Raw genomic sequence first — 15,075 nt, 5'->3', positions numbered from 1 at the left:
GTGACGACGGCAACGGCGCCGGCGGCCTCCGCCCGGCTGCGCCGCACGACGCTGCGCGGGCTGCCGGTCGTCCCGTCCGTCGTCCTGCTCCTGCTGTTCCTCGCTGGCCCCATCGCGTACTGCATCTACATCGCCTTCACCGACATGCAGCTGACCGGTGCCTCCGGAACGCACTTCGTGGGGCTCGCCAACTTCCGGCACGCCTTCGCCGATCCCGGCTTCCGCAACGCCGTCGTGCTCACCCTCGTCTTCACCTTCCTGTCGTCGATCGTCGGCCAGAACACGCTGGGTCTGGGCCTGGCGACGGTGATGCGCAGGGCGTCGCGCCCAGTGCGCACCCTCACCGGCTCGGTGGTGATCGCCGCCTGGGTGGTGCCGGAGATCGTCGCGGGCTTTCTGCTGTACACGTTCTTCCGGCAGGAGGGCAGCCTCGACGCCATCCTGGGATGGCTCCGTCTGCCGCGCGAGAACTGGCTGTACACGCTGCCGATCCTCGCCGTCTCGCTCGCCAACGTCTGGCGCGGCACGGCGTTCTCGATGCTGGTCTACTCGGCGGCGCTCGGCGAGATCCCGCAGGACGTCACCGAGCAGGCGGAGGTCGACGGTGCGAGCGGATGGCAGCGGATGTGGCACGTGACGCTGCCGATGATCCGCCGCTCGATCGGCACGAATCTGATGCTCAACACCCTGCAGACGTTGTCGGTGTTCGGCCTGCTGTGGGTGATGACGCGCGGCGGACCCGGCAACCGCAGCCAGACGCTGCCGCTGTTCATGTACGAGAAGGCCTTCCAGGACAGCCTCATCGGCTACGGCACTGCGGTGGCATTGCTGCTGCTGGTCGTCGGCGCCTTCTTCTCGGTGATCTACCTGCGCCTGATGAGGGCCGAGGTATGACGGCAACGAACCTCCCCTTCGCGAAGGCGGCAGGCACAGCGCCGCGGCCGACGGCGAGCCGGAGCGCGAAATTGCGCACGCGACGCCTCCGCACCCGGCTGGCGGCGGACACGGCGCTGCTGGTGGTGGCGGTCTGCTTCGCCCTGCCGCTGTTGTGGCTGCTGCTGTCCTCGTTCAACGGGCACGCCACGATGCGCACCCAGCTCCCGCACCCGTTCACGCTGGGCAACTTCGCGGCGATCCTCAACGCCGGCACCACCTTCACGCCGATGCTCAACAGCCTGGTGCTGTGCGGCGGTGCGACGGCGGTGACGGTGGTCGCGGCGGCGCTCGCCGCGTATCCGCTCAGCCGCTACCGCTCGAGGCTGAACCGCCCGTTCATGCTGACGATTCTCTTCTCCACCTCACTGCCGATCACGGCGATCATGGTGCCGGTCTACGGCCTGTTCGTGCAGGTCAATCTGATCGACACCATGTGGGGCACCATGCTCTTCCTGGCCACCACGCAACTGCCGATCGCCATCTGGCTGATGAAGAACTTCATGGACGGCGTGCCGATCACGCTGGAGGAGGCGGCCTGGACGGACGGCGCCTCTTCGATGCAGGCGCTGCGCAAGGTGGTGCTGCCGCTGATGGGTCCCGGGGTGATGGTGGTGACGATCTTCACCTTCATTGCATGCTGGGGGAACTTCTTCGTCCCGTTCATGCTGCTGATCTCCCCCGACCAGCTTCCGGCGTCGGTGAGCCTGTACACCTTTTTCGGCTCGTACGGCACGGTGGCCTACGGGCAGCTCGCTGCGTTCTCGATGCTCTACACGACGCCCGTGATCGTGCTGTACGTGCTGATCTCCCGGAAGCTGGGCGGAGGGTTCGCGCTGGGCGGAGCTCTCAAGGGGTGAGGGCTGCGGGATTGAGCTGCCGGACGTCGTGGGCGGCGGTGTCGCGGGGCTGCTGGACCCCCGCGGTGCCGCCGGAGACCTCTAGCGCCTCTTCAGAACACCGACTCCGCCTCGTCCATGCGGTCCGGCGGGACGTGTTTGAGCTCGCTGATGGCGTCCTTCAGCGCGACCATCTCGATCGCCGTCCCGCGCAGTGCCGTCATATGACCGAAGGCGCCCTTGTGGGTGGCCTCGACCGCGTGCCAGCCGAAGCGCGTGGCGAGGACCCGGTCGTACGCGGTCGGGACGCCGCCGCGCTGGACGTGGCCGAGGATGACCGGCCGCGCCTCCTTGCCGAGGCGCTTCTCCAGCTCGGCCGCGAGCCGGTTGCCGATGCCGATGAAACGCTCGTGGCCGTAGGGATCGATCTCGCCGTGGCCGTACGTCATGGCTCCCTGGGCCGGGTGGGCGCCCTCGGCCGCACAGACCACCGCGAACTTCTTGCCGCGCGCGAAGCGTTCCTCGACCATCGCGCAGATGTCGGCCGGGTCGAAGGGGCGCTCGGGCACGACGATGCCGTGTGCGCCGCCCGCCATCCCCGACTCCAGTGCGATCCAGCCGGTATGACGGCCCATCACTTCGACCACCATCACCCGCTGGTGGGATTCGGCGGTGGTCTTCAGCCGGTCGATGGCCTCGGTGGCGACCGTCACCGCGGTGTCGAAGCCGAAGGTGCGGTCGGTTGCGGAGATGTCGTTGTCGATCGTCTTCGGCACGCCGACGACGGGCATGCCGGCGTCCGAGAGCATCCGCGCGGCCGTCAGCGTCCCCTCGCCGCCGATCGGGATCAGCGCGTCGATCGCATACGTCGCACACAGCTGCCCGGCATTGTCCGCGGCCTCGCGCAGCCGGGCCCGCTCCAGCCTCGCCGAGCCGAGGATGGTCCCGCCGCGGGCCAGGATCCCGCTCACCGAATTGAGGTCGAGCGGGCGGTAGCGGCCTTCGAGCAGCCCCTTGAAGCCGTCCTCGAAGCCGATGATCTCGTCGTTGTGCTCGGCGATGCCCCGGTGCACGATCGACCGGATCACGGCGTTGAGCCCGGGGCAGTCGCCTCCGGCGGTGAGGATCCCGATGCGCATCGCGATCTGCCTCCCCAGGTGGTACCCCTGCTGCAGCCGATTGCAGCCGGTACCTCTATGAGACCTCTCGAAGGCCGCTACCGGGCACCTGGAAGCGCCTGGAAGCGCTGGGAGGGCCTAGAAGCACTCTGCGGCGAAGCCCCCACGCCCGCATCCGCAGCCCCTGTCGCGCCCCAGGCGGACGGGACCCCGACGGGCGTCGCCCAGGCGGGCGCGCTAGCGTCAAGGGGGGACATAACAGGCGCGAAGCAGGATCAGGACGGAGAACGCGCGTGACGCGCAGCGTGTACATAACGGGCATAGGCCGCGGGGACGGACGGCAGGTCGTCGAGCTGGGGGTCATGGAGCTAGTGACCCGCCAGGTGGACCGGGTGGGGGTGTTCCGGCCTCTGATGCACGACGGCCCTGACCGGATGTTCGATCTTCTGCGCTCACGCTACCGGCTCTCCCAGGACCCGGCCACCGTGTACGGGATGCGCTACGAGGAAGCCGCCTCCCTCCAGGCCGAGCAGGGCACCGACGAGCTGGTCTCCCGCCTCGTCGACCGCTTCCACGCGGTGGCCCGCGACTACGAGGTCGTCCTCGTCCTCGGCTCCGACTACGCCGACACCCAGCTGCCCGCCGAGCTGTCGCTCAACGCCCGGCTCGCCAACGAGTTCGGCGCCTCCGTGCTCCCGGTGGTCGGCGGCATGCACCAGGGCGCCGAGTCGGTGGCGGCCGAGGTGCGCAACGCCCACCACGCCTTCACCGCGCAGGGCTGCGACGTCCTCGCCATGATCGCCAACCGGGTCGCCCCGGACGCAGCGAAGGAGGCGGCAGAGCAACTCGCCCACCGGCTGCCCGTGCCCGTCTACGTCCTGCCCGAGGAGGCGTCGCTGTCGGCACCGACGGTCGCCCAGGTCGTCCAGGCGCTCGGCGCCGAGGTGCTGCTCGGCGACGACGCGGGGCTCGCCCGCAACGTCCTCGGCTTCGTCTTCGGCGGCGCGATGCTGCCGGTCTTCCTGCCCGCGCTGACGCCCGGCTGCCTCGTCGTGACGCCCGGTGACCGCGCCGACCTGATCATCGGAGCGCTCGCCGCCCACTCCGCGGGCTCGCCCGCCATCGCCGGCGTCCTGCTCACCCTCGACGAGCGGCCCGGGACCGACATCGTCGCGCTCGCCCAGCGGCTCGCCCCCGGCACGCCGGTGATCTCGGTGCCGGGCGGGTCGTTCCCGACCGCGGCGGAGCTGTTCACCCTGGAGGGCAAGCTCACCGCCGCGACCCCGCGCAAGGCGGAGACCGCGCTCGGCCTGTTCGAGCTGCATGTCGACACCGCCGAGCTCACCGGCCGGCTCTCGGTCGTCCGCAGCGAACGCGTCACCCCGATGATGTTCGAGCATGAGCTGATCGAGCGGGCCCGATCGGGCCGTCGCCACGTCGTGCTCCCCGAGGGCACCGAGGAGCGCATCCTGCGCGCCGCCGAGGTGCTGCTGCGCCGCAACGTCTGCGACCTGACCCTCCTCGGCGACGAGTCCGTCATCCGCAAGCGCGTCGCGGACCTGGGCATCAACCTCGGCCTGGACACCGAGGATCACCGCGGGAGCGCGGTCGCCCGGATCATCGATCCGCAGACCTCGCAGCTTCGGGAGAACTTCGCCGAGCTGTACGCGAGGCTGCGCGCCCACAAGGGCATGACGGTCGAGCTCGCCCACGACGTCGTCGCCGACGTGTCGTACTTCGGCACGCTGATGGTGCATGAGGGACTCGCCGACGGCATGGTCTCCGGCGCGGTCCACTCCACCGCGGCGACCATCCGCCCCGCCTTCGAGGTGATCAAGACCTCGCCGGGGGCGGCGATCGTCTCGTCGGTCTTCTTCATGTGCCTCGCCGACAAGGTGCTCGTCTACGGCGACTGCGCGGTCAACCCGGACCCGGACGCCGAGCAACTCGCCGACATCGCCATCCAGTCCGCCGAGACGGCCGCCCAGTTCGGGGTCGAGCCGCGGGTGGCGATGCTGTCGTACTCCACTGGGACCTCCGGCTCCGGCGCGGATGTCGACAAGGTGCGCAAGGCCACGGACATCGTCCGTGAGCGCCGCCCCGACCTGCTCGTCGACGGGCCGATCCAGTACGACGCGGCGGTGGACGCCAACGTCGCGGCGACCAAGCTGCCCGGCTCGAAGGTCGCGGGCCGCGCCACCGTGTTGATCTTCCCCGACCTCAACACCGGCAACAACACCTACAAGGCCGTGCAGCGTTCGGCCGGCGCGATCGCCGTCGGCCCGGTCCTGCAGGGCCTGCGCAAGCCGGTCAACGACCTGTCCCGCGGCGCGCTGGTGCAGGACATCGTCAACACCGTGGCCATCACCGCCATCCAGGCCCAGGGCGAGTCCCGGGTCTGATGAACGCGCCGATGAACGCACAGATCAACGTCAACGCAGCGAAGGAAACCCCGACCCCCGTGACCGCATCCCGCGTCCTCGTCCTCAACTCCGGCTCCTCGTCGGTGAAGTACCAGCTGCTCGACATGGCCCACCCGTCGCCCACCTCCCGCCCGTCGCCCGCCACCGCGATCAAAGGAGCTACGCGCCACGGTGACAACTCCGGCACCCGCCTGGCCTCCGGCATCGTCGAGCGGATCGGGGAGGAGGGCGGGGTCGCCGATCACGCCGCCGCGCTGAAGCAGGTCGCCGACGAGCTGGCGTCGCAGGGGCTCGGCCTCGACTCGCCGCAGCTGGCCGTCGTCGGCCACCGCGTGGTGCACGGCGGTACCCGCTTCACCGGGCCGACGCTGATCACCGACGAGGTCGTCGCCGAGATCGAGAAGCTCGTGCCGCTCGCGCCGCTGCACAACCCGGCCAACGTCACCGGTATCAAGGTCGCCCGCGACCTCCGTCCCGACCTGCCGCAGGTCGCCGTCTTCGACACCGCCTTCCACGCGACGATGCCGGAGGCGGCGGCGCGCTACGCGATCGACCGTGCCACGGCCGACCGGCACGGCGTGCGGCGCTACGGCTTCCACGGCACCTCGCACGCATACGTCTCGCGTGCGACGGCGGCGCTGCTCGGCAAGGATCCGTCCGAGGTCAACGTCATCGTGCTGCACCTGGGCAACGGCGCCTCCGCCTGCGCGATCGAGGCGGGCCGTTGCGTCGACACCTCGATGGGCCTCACCCCGCTCGAGGGCCTGGTGATGGGCACCCGCTCCGGCGACATCGACCCCGCGGTGATCTTCCATCTCGCCCGGGTCGGCGGCATGCCGGTCGAGGAGATCGACACCCTGCTCAACAAGCGCAGCGGTCTGCTCGGACTGTGCGGCGACAACGACTTCCGCGAGATCGGCCGGCGGATGGCCGAGGGCGACGCGGAGGCGCAGCTCGCCTTCGACATCTACATCCACCGGCTGCGCAAGTACGTCGGCGCGTATGCGGCGGTGCTCGGGCGGGTCGACGCCATAGCCTTCACCGCGGGCGTCGGCGAGAATTCACCCGCTGTTCGCGAGGCCGCTCTGCGCGGTCTGGAACCGCTGGGCATCGAGATCGACGCGGTGCGCAATGCCTTGCGCGCCGGCAATGCGCGGCTTGTTTCCGCAGACGGCAGCCGGGTCGCGGTCGCCGTCGTGCCCACCAACGAGGAACTGGAGATCGCGCGGGGGGCCTACTCGCTCGTCAGGGCATAATTCCGGGCCGAAACAAATCATCGATAGGATCGTCCACATGCGCCGAGCCAAAATCGTCTGCACCCTGGGTCCCGCCGTCGACTCCTACGACCAGCTCAAAGCACTGGTCGAGGCCGGAATGAACGTGGCCCGCTTCAACTTCAGCCACGGCACGCACGCCGAGCACGAGGAGCGTTACCACCGGGTCCGCAAGGTCTCCGACGAGACCGGCCGCGCGGTGGGCGTCCTCGCCGACCTGCAGGGCCCGAAGATCCGCCTGGAGACCTTCGCGGACGGCCCGGTCGAGCTCGTGGCGGGTGACGAGTTCACCATCACCACCGAGGACGTGCCCGGCGACCGCTCCATCTGCGGTACGACGTACAAGGGCCTGCCCGGCGATGTCCGCAAGGGCGACCCGGTCCTGATCAACGACGGCAATGTCGCACTGCAGGTGATCGAGGTCTCCGGCCCGCAGGTGCGCTGCCTGGTGGTCGAGGGCGGCGTGATCTCCGACCACAAGGGCATCAACCTGCCCGGCGCGGCCGTCAACGTGCCGGCGCTGTCCGGGAAGGACGTCGAGGACCTCAAGTTCGCGCTGCGCATGGGCGCGGACATGGTCGCGCTCTCCTTCGTACGGGACGCCAACGACGTACGGGACGTGCGCCGCGTCATGGACGAGGTGGGCCGCCGTGTCCCGGTGATCGCCAAGGTCGAGAAGCCGCAGGCGGTCGACAACATGGAGGCCGTGGTCGCGGCGTTCGACGCGGTGATGGTCGCCCGCGGTGACCTCGCCGTGGAGTACCCGCTGGAGAAGGTGCCCGTCGTCCAGAAGCGGCTGATCGAGCTGTGCCGGCGCAACGCGAAGCCGGTGATCGTCGCGACCCAGATGATGGAGTCGATGATCAACAACTCGCGGCCGACCCGCGCCGAGGCCTCCGACGTGGCCAACGCCGTGCTCGACGGCGCGGACGCGGTGATGCTCTCGGCCGAGTCCTCGGTCGGCAAGTACCCCATCGAGACGGTCAAGACGATGTCCCGGATCGTCGAGGCGGCCGAGACCGAGCTGCTCTGCCGCGGCCTGCAGCCGCTCGCGCCGGGCAAGAAGCCGCGCACGCAGGGCGGCGCGGTGGCCCGTGCGGCCGCGGAGCTCGCCGACTTCCTCGACGCGAAGGCGCTGGTCGCCTTCACCAAGTCGGGTGACACCGCGCGGCGGCTCGCCCGCTACCGGGTGCCGGAGCCGGTGCTGGCGTTCACCACCGACCCCTCGACGCGCAACCAGCTGGCGCTGACGTGGGGCGTGCAGCCGCACCTCGTCCAGCACGTGGACCACACCGACGCGATGGTCGACCTCGTCGACCAGGAGATGCTCAAGATCAGCGCCTACGACAAGGGCGACACGGTGATCATCACGGCGGGCTCCCCGCCCGGCGTCCCCGGCACGACCAACCTGGTCCGGGTGCACCACCTGGGCGGCGGCAGGGAGAGCTGACGTACACAGCGGGGTGACCCCGGCCGGGGGTCACCCGGCGGAAGCGTCCCCACGTCCGCGCCGAGGGGGTTACGCTGCTCCCGGGCTCTGGCCCGCAGCTCGCGGTCCCGCCGCAGGCCACCGTAGGCACTGTGTCGGCACTGTCTGAATTCGCCCGGGATTTCATCCCGCACCCGCTTTGACCTAAGGTACTCATTCGCTATTTCGCCCGACTGCTTGACCCCGGAGTAAACCCCCATGGTCGACGTGACCAATCCCCCCGAGGCCTCGGGAACGACCTCGGGATCCGTGCCGGCCCAGCAGGGGACGCCGGGAACGCAGCCCAAGCGCGGGGTCGTCGCACGCCTTGACACCCTGCTGCGCCGCGAACCGGTGACAATACGTTTCGACCGCCGTGAGGCGCTCAACGCGGCCGGGATCTATCTCGCGCTCTCCGCGGTCGGCTTCGGCCTGCTGATGGTGATCAGTCACCATCTGGGCTACTCCGCCGACCATGTGCTCCGCCGCTGGGACAGCGAGAACTACCTCAAGATCGCCGAGGGCGGCTACCCCAACCACCTGACGTACCGCCCCGACGGCACGCCGACCTTCAACACCCTCGCATTCTTCCCGCTCGTCCCCGCGCTGATCCGCGGCGTCCACCTCGTCTTTCTCGGCGCCCTCGCCTTCCCCTACGCCGGCGTGCTCGTCTCCTGGGTCGCCGGCGCGGTGGCCGCCGCCGGCGTGCACACGTTGTCGCGGTCGCTCGTCGGCCGCCGGGCCGGCTACGCGTGCGTGGGCCTGTGGGCCTGTTCGCCGTACGCGTTCGCGCTGTGGGTGCCGTACTCCGAGGCCTGCTTCAGCGCCGCACTGATGTGGACGCTCGTCGCGCTCGTCGCCCGCCGCTGGATCCCCGCGGCCGTGCTGTGCGTGGTGGCCGGCACCATCCGGCCGACCGCCTCCGTGCTCGTGGGCGTCCTGGTGCTCACCGCCGCCTGGTCGCTGCTGCACCGGCGCGGCGGCCGGCGCCCGTGGCTCGCGATGATCATCGCCCCGCTCGGACTGGTCTTCAGCTGGCTCTACTTGGGCAGCAGGATCGGGCAGCTCAACGGCTGGTTCGAGGCGGAGAAGGCGTGGGGCCAGTCCTTCGACTTCGGCTGGGGCACGCTCAGGTTCCTCAAGCGCGTCGTCTTCTACCAGCACATCGACATCCGCTACCCGCTGGTGCTCGCGCTGATCCTGCTGGTCGCGGTGGCGGTCGTGGCACTGGCGATGGACCGCCACATCCCGTGGGCGCTGGTGCTCGCGCTCGCCGGCGCCTGGGAGCTGATGGTGGGCACGCCTGGCTCGCCGCTGTCCAAGCCGCGGTTCATGCTGCCGTTCCTGCCGATCATGCTGCTGCTTGTGGCCAAACCGGTGGCCCGGCTGCCACGGCTCGTCCAGGGCGGGCTGTACGTGTGCGGGGCGATCTTCGCGGGGTGGTACGCGGTCGGTCTGCTCGTCCTGTTCAAGATGTCACCGTGAGCAGTCGATCCTTTGCCATTCCGCGACCTGATGAACGGAACGTGACACCACCACGAACCGTCTGACTCAGTGGGGTGCACAACTGTGCTTCCGGCGCAACGGGTTTTCGCGTCACGGCGCCCTTCGCGTAGCATCGCGCGTCCGACGCTCCCGTCGGCCATACGTGGCCCGCATGTGATCCATGCGTGGCGCACACGCGGCCCCGGTAGCATCGCCATTCGCACATCGACCAACTGTGATTGAGGTAACTGTTAGTGGAAGCGATCCTCCTGGTCGGCGGGAAGGGGTCCCGTCTGCGCCCCGTCACGGAATACACCCCCAAGCCGATGGTTCCCACCGCCGGAGTGCCCTTCCTCGCGCACCAGCTCGCCAGGGCCCAGGCTGCGGGCGTCGAGCACGTGGTGCTCGCCACCTCCTACCTCGCCGAAGTCTTCGAGCCGTACTTCGGTGACGGCTCGGCACTGGGCCTGAAGATCACCTACATCCACGAGGACGAGCCGCTCGGCACCGGCGGTGCGATCCGCAACGCCGCCTCCGCTCTGGAGTCGGGGCCGGACGCGCCCGTCCTGGTCTTCAACGGCGACATTCTCACCGGCCTCGACATCGCTGGCCTGGTCCGCAGCCACCAGGCGGCCGGCGCGGACGTCTCCCTCCACCTGACCCGCGTCGAGGACCCCAGCGCCTTCGGGCTCGTCCCGACCGACCCCGATGGTCGTGTGCAGGCGTTCACCGAGAAGCCGCAGCGTCCCGAGGAGATCGTCACCGACCAGGTCAACGCCGGGTGCTACGTCTTCCGCCGCTCCGTCATCGACACCATCCCGGCCGGGCGCGTGGTCTCCGTCGAGCGTGAGACCTTCCCCGGGCTGCTCGCCTCCGGCGCCCACCTGCACGGCGTGGTCGACAAGACGTACTGGTTGGACCTGGGTAAGCCCGCGGCGCTCATCCAGGCCTCCGCCGACCTGGTGCGCGGCGTGGTTCCCTCCCCCGCCGTCCCCGGGCCGACCGGCGACTACCTGGTGCTTCCCGGCGCCGAGGTGGCCGACGGCGCCAAGCTCACCGGCGGCACGGTCGTCGGCGCCGGAGCGCGGATCGCGGCGGACGCCGTGGTCGACGGCTGCGTCGTGCTCGACGACGCGGTGATCGAGGCGGGCGCCCAGGTGCGGGCCTCGCTCGTCGGCGCCGGAGCCCGGGTCGGTTCGCGTACGGTGTTGGAAGGTGCCGTCGTCGGAGACCGGGCCGAGGTCGGCGAGGACAACGAACTGCTCAGCGGGGCGCGGGTGTGGTGCCACTCGCAGATCCCCGCCGCCGCGATCCGCTTCTCCCCCAAGCCCTGACGGCCGCGGCCCGACAGAGAAGACACCCTTATGAGTGCTACGAGGATGCCCGCGCAGACCACCGGCGCCGACGCCACGCTGCGCCGGCCGCAGCCGCTGCCGCCGGAGTGGGGCCGCATCCCGCTGACCGTGGTGATGCCCACCTACAACGAGGCGGACAACCTCCCGAAGATGGCCGAGGCACTGATGGGCCTCGACCTGGAGGGGCTGCGACTGCTGGTGGTGGACGACAACAGCCCTGACGGCACCGGCGAGGTCGCCGAGACGCTCGCCAAGCAGTACAACAGCGCGGACCGCACCCGCATCACCGTCCTGCACCGCACCGCCAAGGACGGCCTCGGCCGCGCCTACGCAGCGGGCATGGACCAAGCGGTCGCCGAGGGCGCGCAGTACGTGCTGCAGATGGACGCCGACGGCAGCCACCCGGTCGAGTACGTGCCGCAGATGCTGGGGACGGCCCTGGCCACCGGCGCGGGCTTCGTCGTCGGCAGCCGGTACGTGGCCGGCGGCCGGCTCGCCGAGGAGTGGGGCCTGCACCGCAGGCTGCTCTCCCGCTGGGCCAACGCGTACGTCAGCGCCGTGCTCCACACCGGGCTGCGCGACGTGACGGCCGGCTTCGCGATGTGGCGCGCCGACGTGGTCACCGCGATGCGGCTCGCGGAGGTGCGCAGCAACGGCTACAGCTTCCAGGTGGAGCTGAAGTACCAGGCCGTGCGCACCGGTTACACGGGCGTCGAGGTCCCGATCCACTTCGAGGAGCGCCAGATCGGCGCCTCCAAGATGACGGCCGCCGTCCAGTTCGAGTCGGCCGTCCTGCCCTGGAAGCTGCGTTTGGATTCGTCCCGTGCGCGTCGCGGCTGACAAGGGCGCCAAGAGCGCCGCCGAGCCGGCCGAGCCGCGGGGCACCGACGCCGCGGCCGGCCGGCTGTCGCGCCTCCGCAGGGACACGCGGGTGAGCTGGGTGCGGGCGAACCGGCTGTGGAAGGGCGTTGCCGTCGCCGCCGGGCTGATCGTCGTCCTGCTCGCGCTCATGGTCATACGGCTGCCGTGGGCGGGCGATCTCGGCATTCACGCCGCGACGATCGAACGGCTGCGGCACGATCTGGGCAACCCGGGCGACCCGCTGGTCAACGCGGATGTGGCGAGCCCGTACTACTCGCCGTGGATGGCCGCTCTCGCCGTCATCGGCCAGGTCACCGGCGTTTCGACCTTCGGCGTGCTGCACTTCGCCGCCCTGGTCGACCTGGTGTTGCTGGTCACCGGCATCCACCACTTCGTGCGCACGCTGACCCGGCGGCGCGCGGCGGTGCCGCTGGCGATCCTGTCCATGACGCTCCTGATGGGCTGGGGACTGTTCACCTGGAGCGGCTTCCCGGGGCTCACCTCGCTCGCGCTCTGCCTCGCCTACCCGAGCACGTTCGCGCTCGGCGCCTCGTTGCACCTGTGGGCGCTGCTGCGCAAGGCGCTGACGCGCGGCTGGAAGCTGCCCGCGTTCCTCGGGCTCGGCGTGCTGCTCGCGCTCGTCATGCTCGTCCACCAGTTCACCGGCGTGGTTGCCGTCTGCGGGCTGCTGGCGCTGCTGCTCGGCGCGCGCCCCTTCCCCGCCCTCGCGGTGTGGCTGCGGGTCGCCGTGGCCGCGGCGCTCGCGCTGGCGATCCTGCTGGTCTGGCCGTACTACTCGTTCCTTTCACTGCTCGGCGTCGGCGGTCTCGACTCCGTCCACAAGCCGCTGTACGAGCACCTGTTCTCGCACTACGGGCTTGTGCTCGTCGGGGTGGTCGCGCTGTGGATGCGCTTCCGCCGCGACCGGCGCGACCCGCTGGTGCTGCTCTTCGCGCTCGGCGTCCTGGTCTTCGCCGTCGGCGGGATCACCGGCCACTACTCGTACGGACGGATCCTGCCCGCGGTGCTGATCTCCGCCCAGCTCGCCCTGGCGGTTGAGTGCGTCGAAGCACCCGACCGGGACAACCGGGCGATCCTCGGCACGGTTGCCGGCGCGGCGCTGCTGATGGGCTGCTGGGCGCAGGCGGGGACGCTGAGCTATGTACTGCCGACGAAGTCGCTTCCGGTCATCGGCAAGGCCCCGACGCAGAAGACGTGGGGATCCTTCGCCTGGGTGACCAAGCATGTTCCGTACGGCGGGGTCGTGATGACCGAGGACTACTTCCCGCTGCGACAACTGCCCGCGTACGGTCCGTACACCGTCGAGTCGGGCTATCCGGACTTCTTCCTCAAGGACACGGCGCAGCGGGCGAAGGACACCAAGGCCTACTTCTCGCCGACGACCACGCGTGAGGAGAGGCTGGCGCTGCTGCACGCATACCACGTGGGCTGGGTGCTGCAGACCGCCCACGACGGCGGCCTGAGCGAACACGACCCGGCGCTCCAGCTGGTCGAGAAGGGGCCGAAGGGCGAGCTGCTCTTCAAGATCGTCCGCTGAGCGGTCGCCGATCGGCGGAGGGGGCCGGAGGTCCGGCCCCCTCGTCTCACTTCATCAGGCCACGGACCAGTCCGCGCGCCCGCTTCAGCCCCGGTCCCACGACCTTGTTGATGGCGGGCAGGTGCGGTTCGGCCTTTGCCAGCAGTCCCGCGCGCTCCCAGACCACCTGCAGCCGCCCGGCGCCGTGGCCCTCCGGCTCGACCGTGACCATGTGCTCGGCGAGGCCGTGGCGGTACGCGATCTTCTTGCGCATCGTCGGGAACTCCAACGGGGCAAGGAGCAGGCCGGTGTTGTGCTGCTTGTGCTGAGTGATCGCCAGCACCGGGTGGCGGATCCCCGCGAAGCCGTGTGGTGGCAGCGGAACGGCCGCCAGGTCCAGCGTCACCTGGCCCTCGAAGAGGCCCGGGCGGACCGGGTCGAGGCGGAAGGATGTGCTCAGCCGGTGGTCCTCGGTGGGCGCCAGGTGGACGGTGGCGACGACCGGGCCCATCGGCAGCTGGGCGCCCGGGTCGTAGGTGCGCACGTCGAGGGTGACGCGCGATCCCGTGCCCGGCTCGACGCGGGTGATCTCATGGCGGAGCATCGTGGTGCGGAACGGCCGGTCGTGCAGCTCCAGATCGGTCACGTCCAGCTCGCGCGCCGCCTGAGGGTCGGCGGGGACAACCGGACCCCAGTAGACGCGCCCGTCGCCGTCCTCGGTGATCTCCCGGGGCGCCACGTCACGTCCCACGCCGCGGGCGGCGAGCTGCGCCTCCTCGTACCGTCCGCTGCGCACCAGCTGGATCACGACGCGCTGGTCGCGCGGCAGCCGCTGGAACGCCTCCGGGGCGAGAGTCGCCAGGTACGGGGAGACCTCGTCGGCGAACTGCTTGATCCAGTCGGTGGTGCGGTAGGGCAGGTCGCCGGTGTACATCCGCAGGTCGTGCTTGAGGAACTTGAAGTCCTTGTCGGCCTTGATCTCCTCGTGGCCGCTCTCGACGAGGAAGTCGTCGATGAGGCGAGCCACGTTGACGCGGTCGCGGACGTTCTCGATGCGGTGGCGCTGGTTGGAGATCGACAGCGAGTCGACCGCCTCGAACGGTGAGATGTACCAGCGGTAGACCGGGTCCGGGAGCACGGCGAAGGCGCGCGCCAGGCAGTAGGCCTGGGCCGAGAAGAGCTGGTCCTCGTAGTGGATGCCCTCGGGGAAGCGCAGCTGATGGCGGTCGATGAACTCGCGCCGGTACATCTTGTTGGTCGACAGGTGCTCGAAGAGCATCCCGGGCTGCTGCCGGATGCCGCGCACCGTGCGCTTCTTGGTGAACAGGTGCGGGTGCCAGGACGAGACGGAGCCGGTGTCCGTGCGCACCCGCTCGACGCCGCCCATCGCGAAGTCCACGGTGTCGTCGGCGCGCAGCTCGTTCAGCAGCATCTCGCAGGCACGCTCCGGCAGTTCGTCGTCGCTGTCGAGGAACATCAGGAACGGGGCACGGGCGATCCCGATCGCCGAGTTGCGCGGCGCACTGCAGCCGCCGCTGTTCTGCGGCAGCCGGTTGTAGACGATCCGGTCGTCCTGCGCCGCCAGGGCCTTCGCCACCTCGGGTGTGTTGTCCGTCGAGTGGTCGTCGCTGATGATGATCTCGATGTTGCGCAGCGTCTGACGACGCAAGGACTCCACCGCGCGCGGGAGTCGTTCGGCGTCGTTGTAGACGATGACGGTGACCGTGACGTCAGGGGCCGTCGGGGCCATGGGGTCCTCCGGGGAACTTCTACGTGGCAAGG

At 70.1% G+C, this 15,075-nt stretch carries 11 protein-coding genes; 9 read left to right on the top strand and 2 right to left on the bottom strand.

Annotated features, from left to right (window positions below; all coding sequences use genetic code 11):
• The gene (locus NGB36_RS07615) at positions 1-894 is read left to right on the top strand and encodes a carbohydrate ABC transporter permease (RefSeq protein ID WP_255919351.1); all 894 of its coding nucleotides are present in this window, start codon (positions 1-3) and stop codon (positions 892-894) included.
• Positions 891-1,793 carry a carbohydrate ABC transporter permease gene (locus NGB36_RS07610; RefSeq protein ID WP_255919350.1) on the top strand — a complete coding sequence of 301 codons (903 nt, stop codon included), beginning with the start codon at positions 891-893 and terminating at the stop codon, positions 1,791-1,793. The genes NGB36_RS07615 and NGB36_RS07610 overlap by 4 nt, the downstream gene beginning before the upstream one ends.
• A gap of 92 nt (positions 1,794-1,885) precedes the next feature.
• Here the strand turns inward: NGB36_RS07610 and NGB36_RS07605 are convergent, their stop codons facing one another.
• Positions 1,886-2,911 (bottom strand): ATP-dependent 6-phosphofructokinase, encoded by a 1,026-nt coding sequence (locus NGB36_RS07605; RefSeq protein WP_255919349.1) that lies wholly within the window; start codon positions 2,909-2,911, stop codon positions 1,886-1,888.
• Positions 2,912-3,183: 272 nt separating this feature from the next.
• On the opposite strand from NGB36_RS07605, the gene pta reads away from it, so the two are divergent.
• The 7 genes from pta (at position 3,184) to NGB36_RS07570 (ending at position 13,314) form a co-directional block, all read left to right on the top strand.
• Complete coding sequence (gene pta, locus NGB36_RS07600) at positions 3,184-5,292, top strand: phosphate acetyltransferase (RefSeq protein ID WP_255919348.1); 2,109 nt, start codon at positions 3,184-3,186, stop codon at positions 5,290-5,292.
• Between the two features lie 11 nt (positions 5,293-5,303).
• Positions 5,304-6,569 (top strand): acetate kinase, encoded by a 1,266-nt coding sequence (locus tag NGB36_RS07595; RefSeq protein WP_255919347.1) that lies wholly within the window; start codon positions 5,304-5,306, stop codon positions 6,567-6,569.
• Between the two features lie 37 nt (positions 6,570-6,606).
• Positions 6,607-8,037 (top strand): pyruvate kinase, encoded by a 1,431-nt coding sequence (gene pyk, locus NGB36_RS07590; RefSeq protein ID WP_255919346.1) that lies wholly within the window; start codon positions 6,607-6,609, stop codon positions 8,035-8,037.
• 237 nt (positions 8,038-8,274) lie between these two features.
• Positions 8,275-9,540: a hypothetical protein gene (locus tag NGB36_RS07585; protein WP_255919345.1), complete on the top strand. Its 1,266-nt coding sequence runs from the start codon at positions 8,275-8,277 to the stop codon at positions 9,538-9,540.
• 254 nt (positions 9,541-9,794) lie between these two features.
• Entirely contained in the window at positions 9,795-10,874 is a 1,080-nt protein-coding gene (gene manB, locus NGB36_RS07580) for a mannose-1-phosphate guanylyltransferase (RefSeq protein WP_255919344.1), read from the top strand.
• 30 nt (positions 10,875-10,904) lie between these two features.
• Positions 10,905-11,735 (top strand): polyprenol monophosphomannose synthase, encoded by an 831-nt coding sequence (locus NGB36_RS07575; protein ID WP_255919343.1) that lies wholly within the window; start codon positions 10,905-10,907, stop codon positions 11,733-11,735.
• The gene (locus tag NGB36_RS07570) at positions 11,719-13,314 is read left to right on the top strand and encodes a hypothetical protein (protein WP_255919342.1); all 1,596 of its coding nucleotides are present in this window, start codon (positions 11,719-11,721) and stop codon (positions 13,312-13,314) included. The genes NGB36_RS07575 and NGB36_RS07570 overlap by 17 nt, the downstream gene beginning before the upstream one ends.
• A 46-nt stretch (positions 13,315-13,360) precedes the next feature.
• Here the strand turns inward: NGB36_RS07570 and NGB36_RS07565 are convergent, their stop codons facing one another.
• The gene (locus tag NGB36_RS07565; protein WP_255919341.1) at positions 13,361-15,043 is read right to left on the bottom strand and encodes a glycosyltransferase family 2 protein; all 1,683 of its coding nucleotides are present in this window, start codon (positions 15,041-15,043) and stop codon (positions 13,361-13,363) included.
• Positions 15,044-15,075: the final 32 nt, after the last annotated feature.

Source organism: Streptomyces humicola (assembly GCF_024436035.1).
In the GTDB taxonomy this organism is placed as follows: domain Bacteria; phylum Actinomycetota; class Actinomycetes; order Streptomycetales; family Streptomycetaceae; genus Streptantibioticus_B; species Streptantibioticus_B humicola.
Note: the sequence above shows the minus strand (reverse complement) of the source record. Positions and strands in the feature narration are given on the sequence as shown.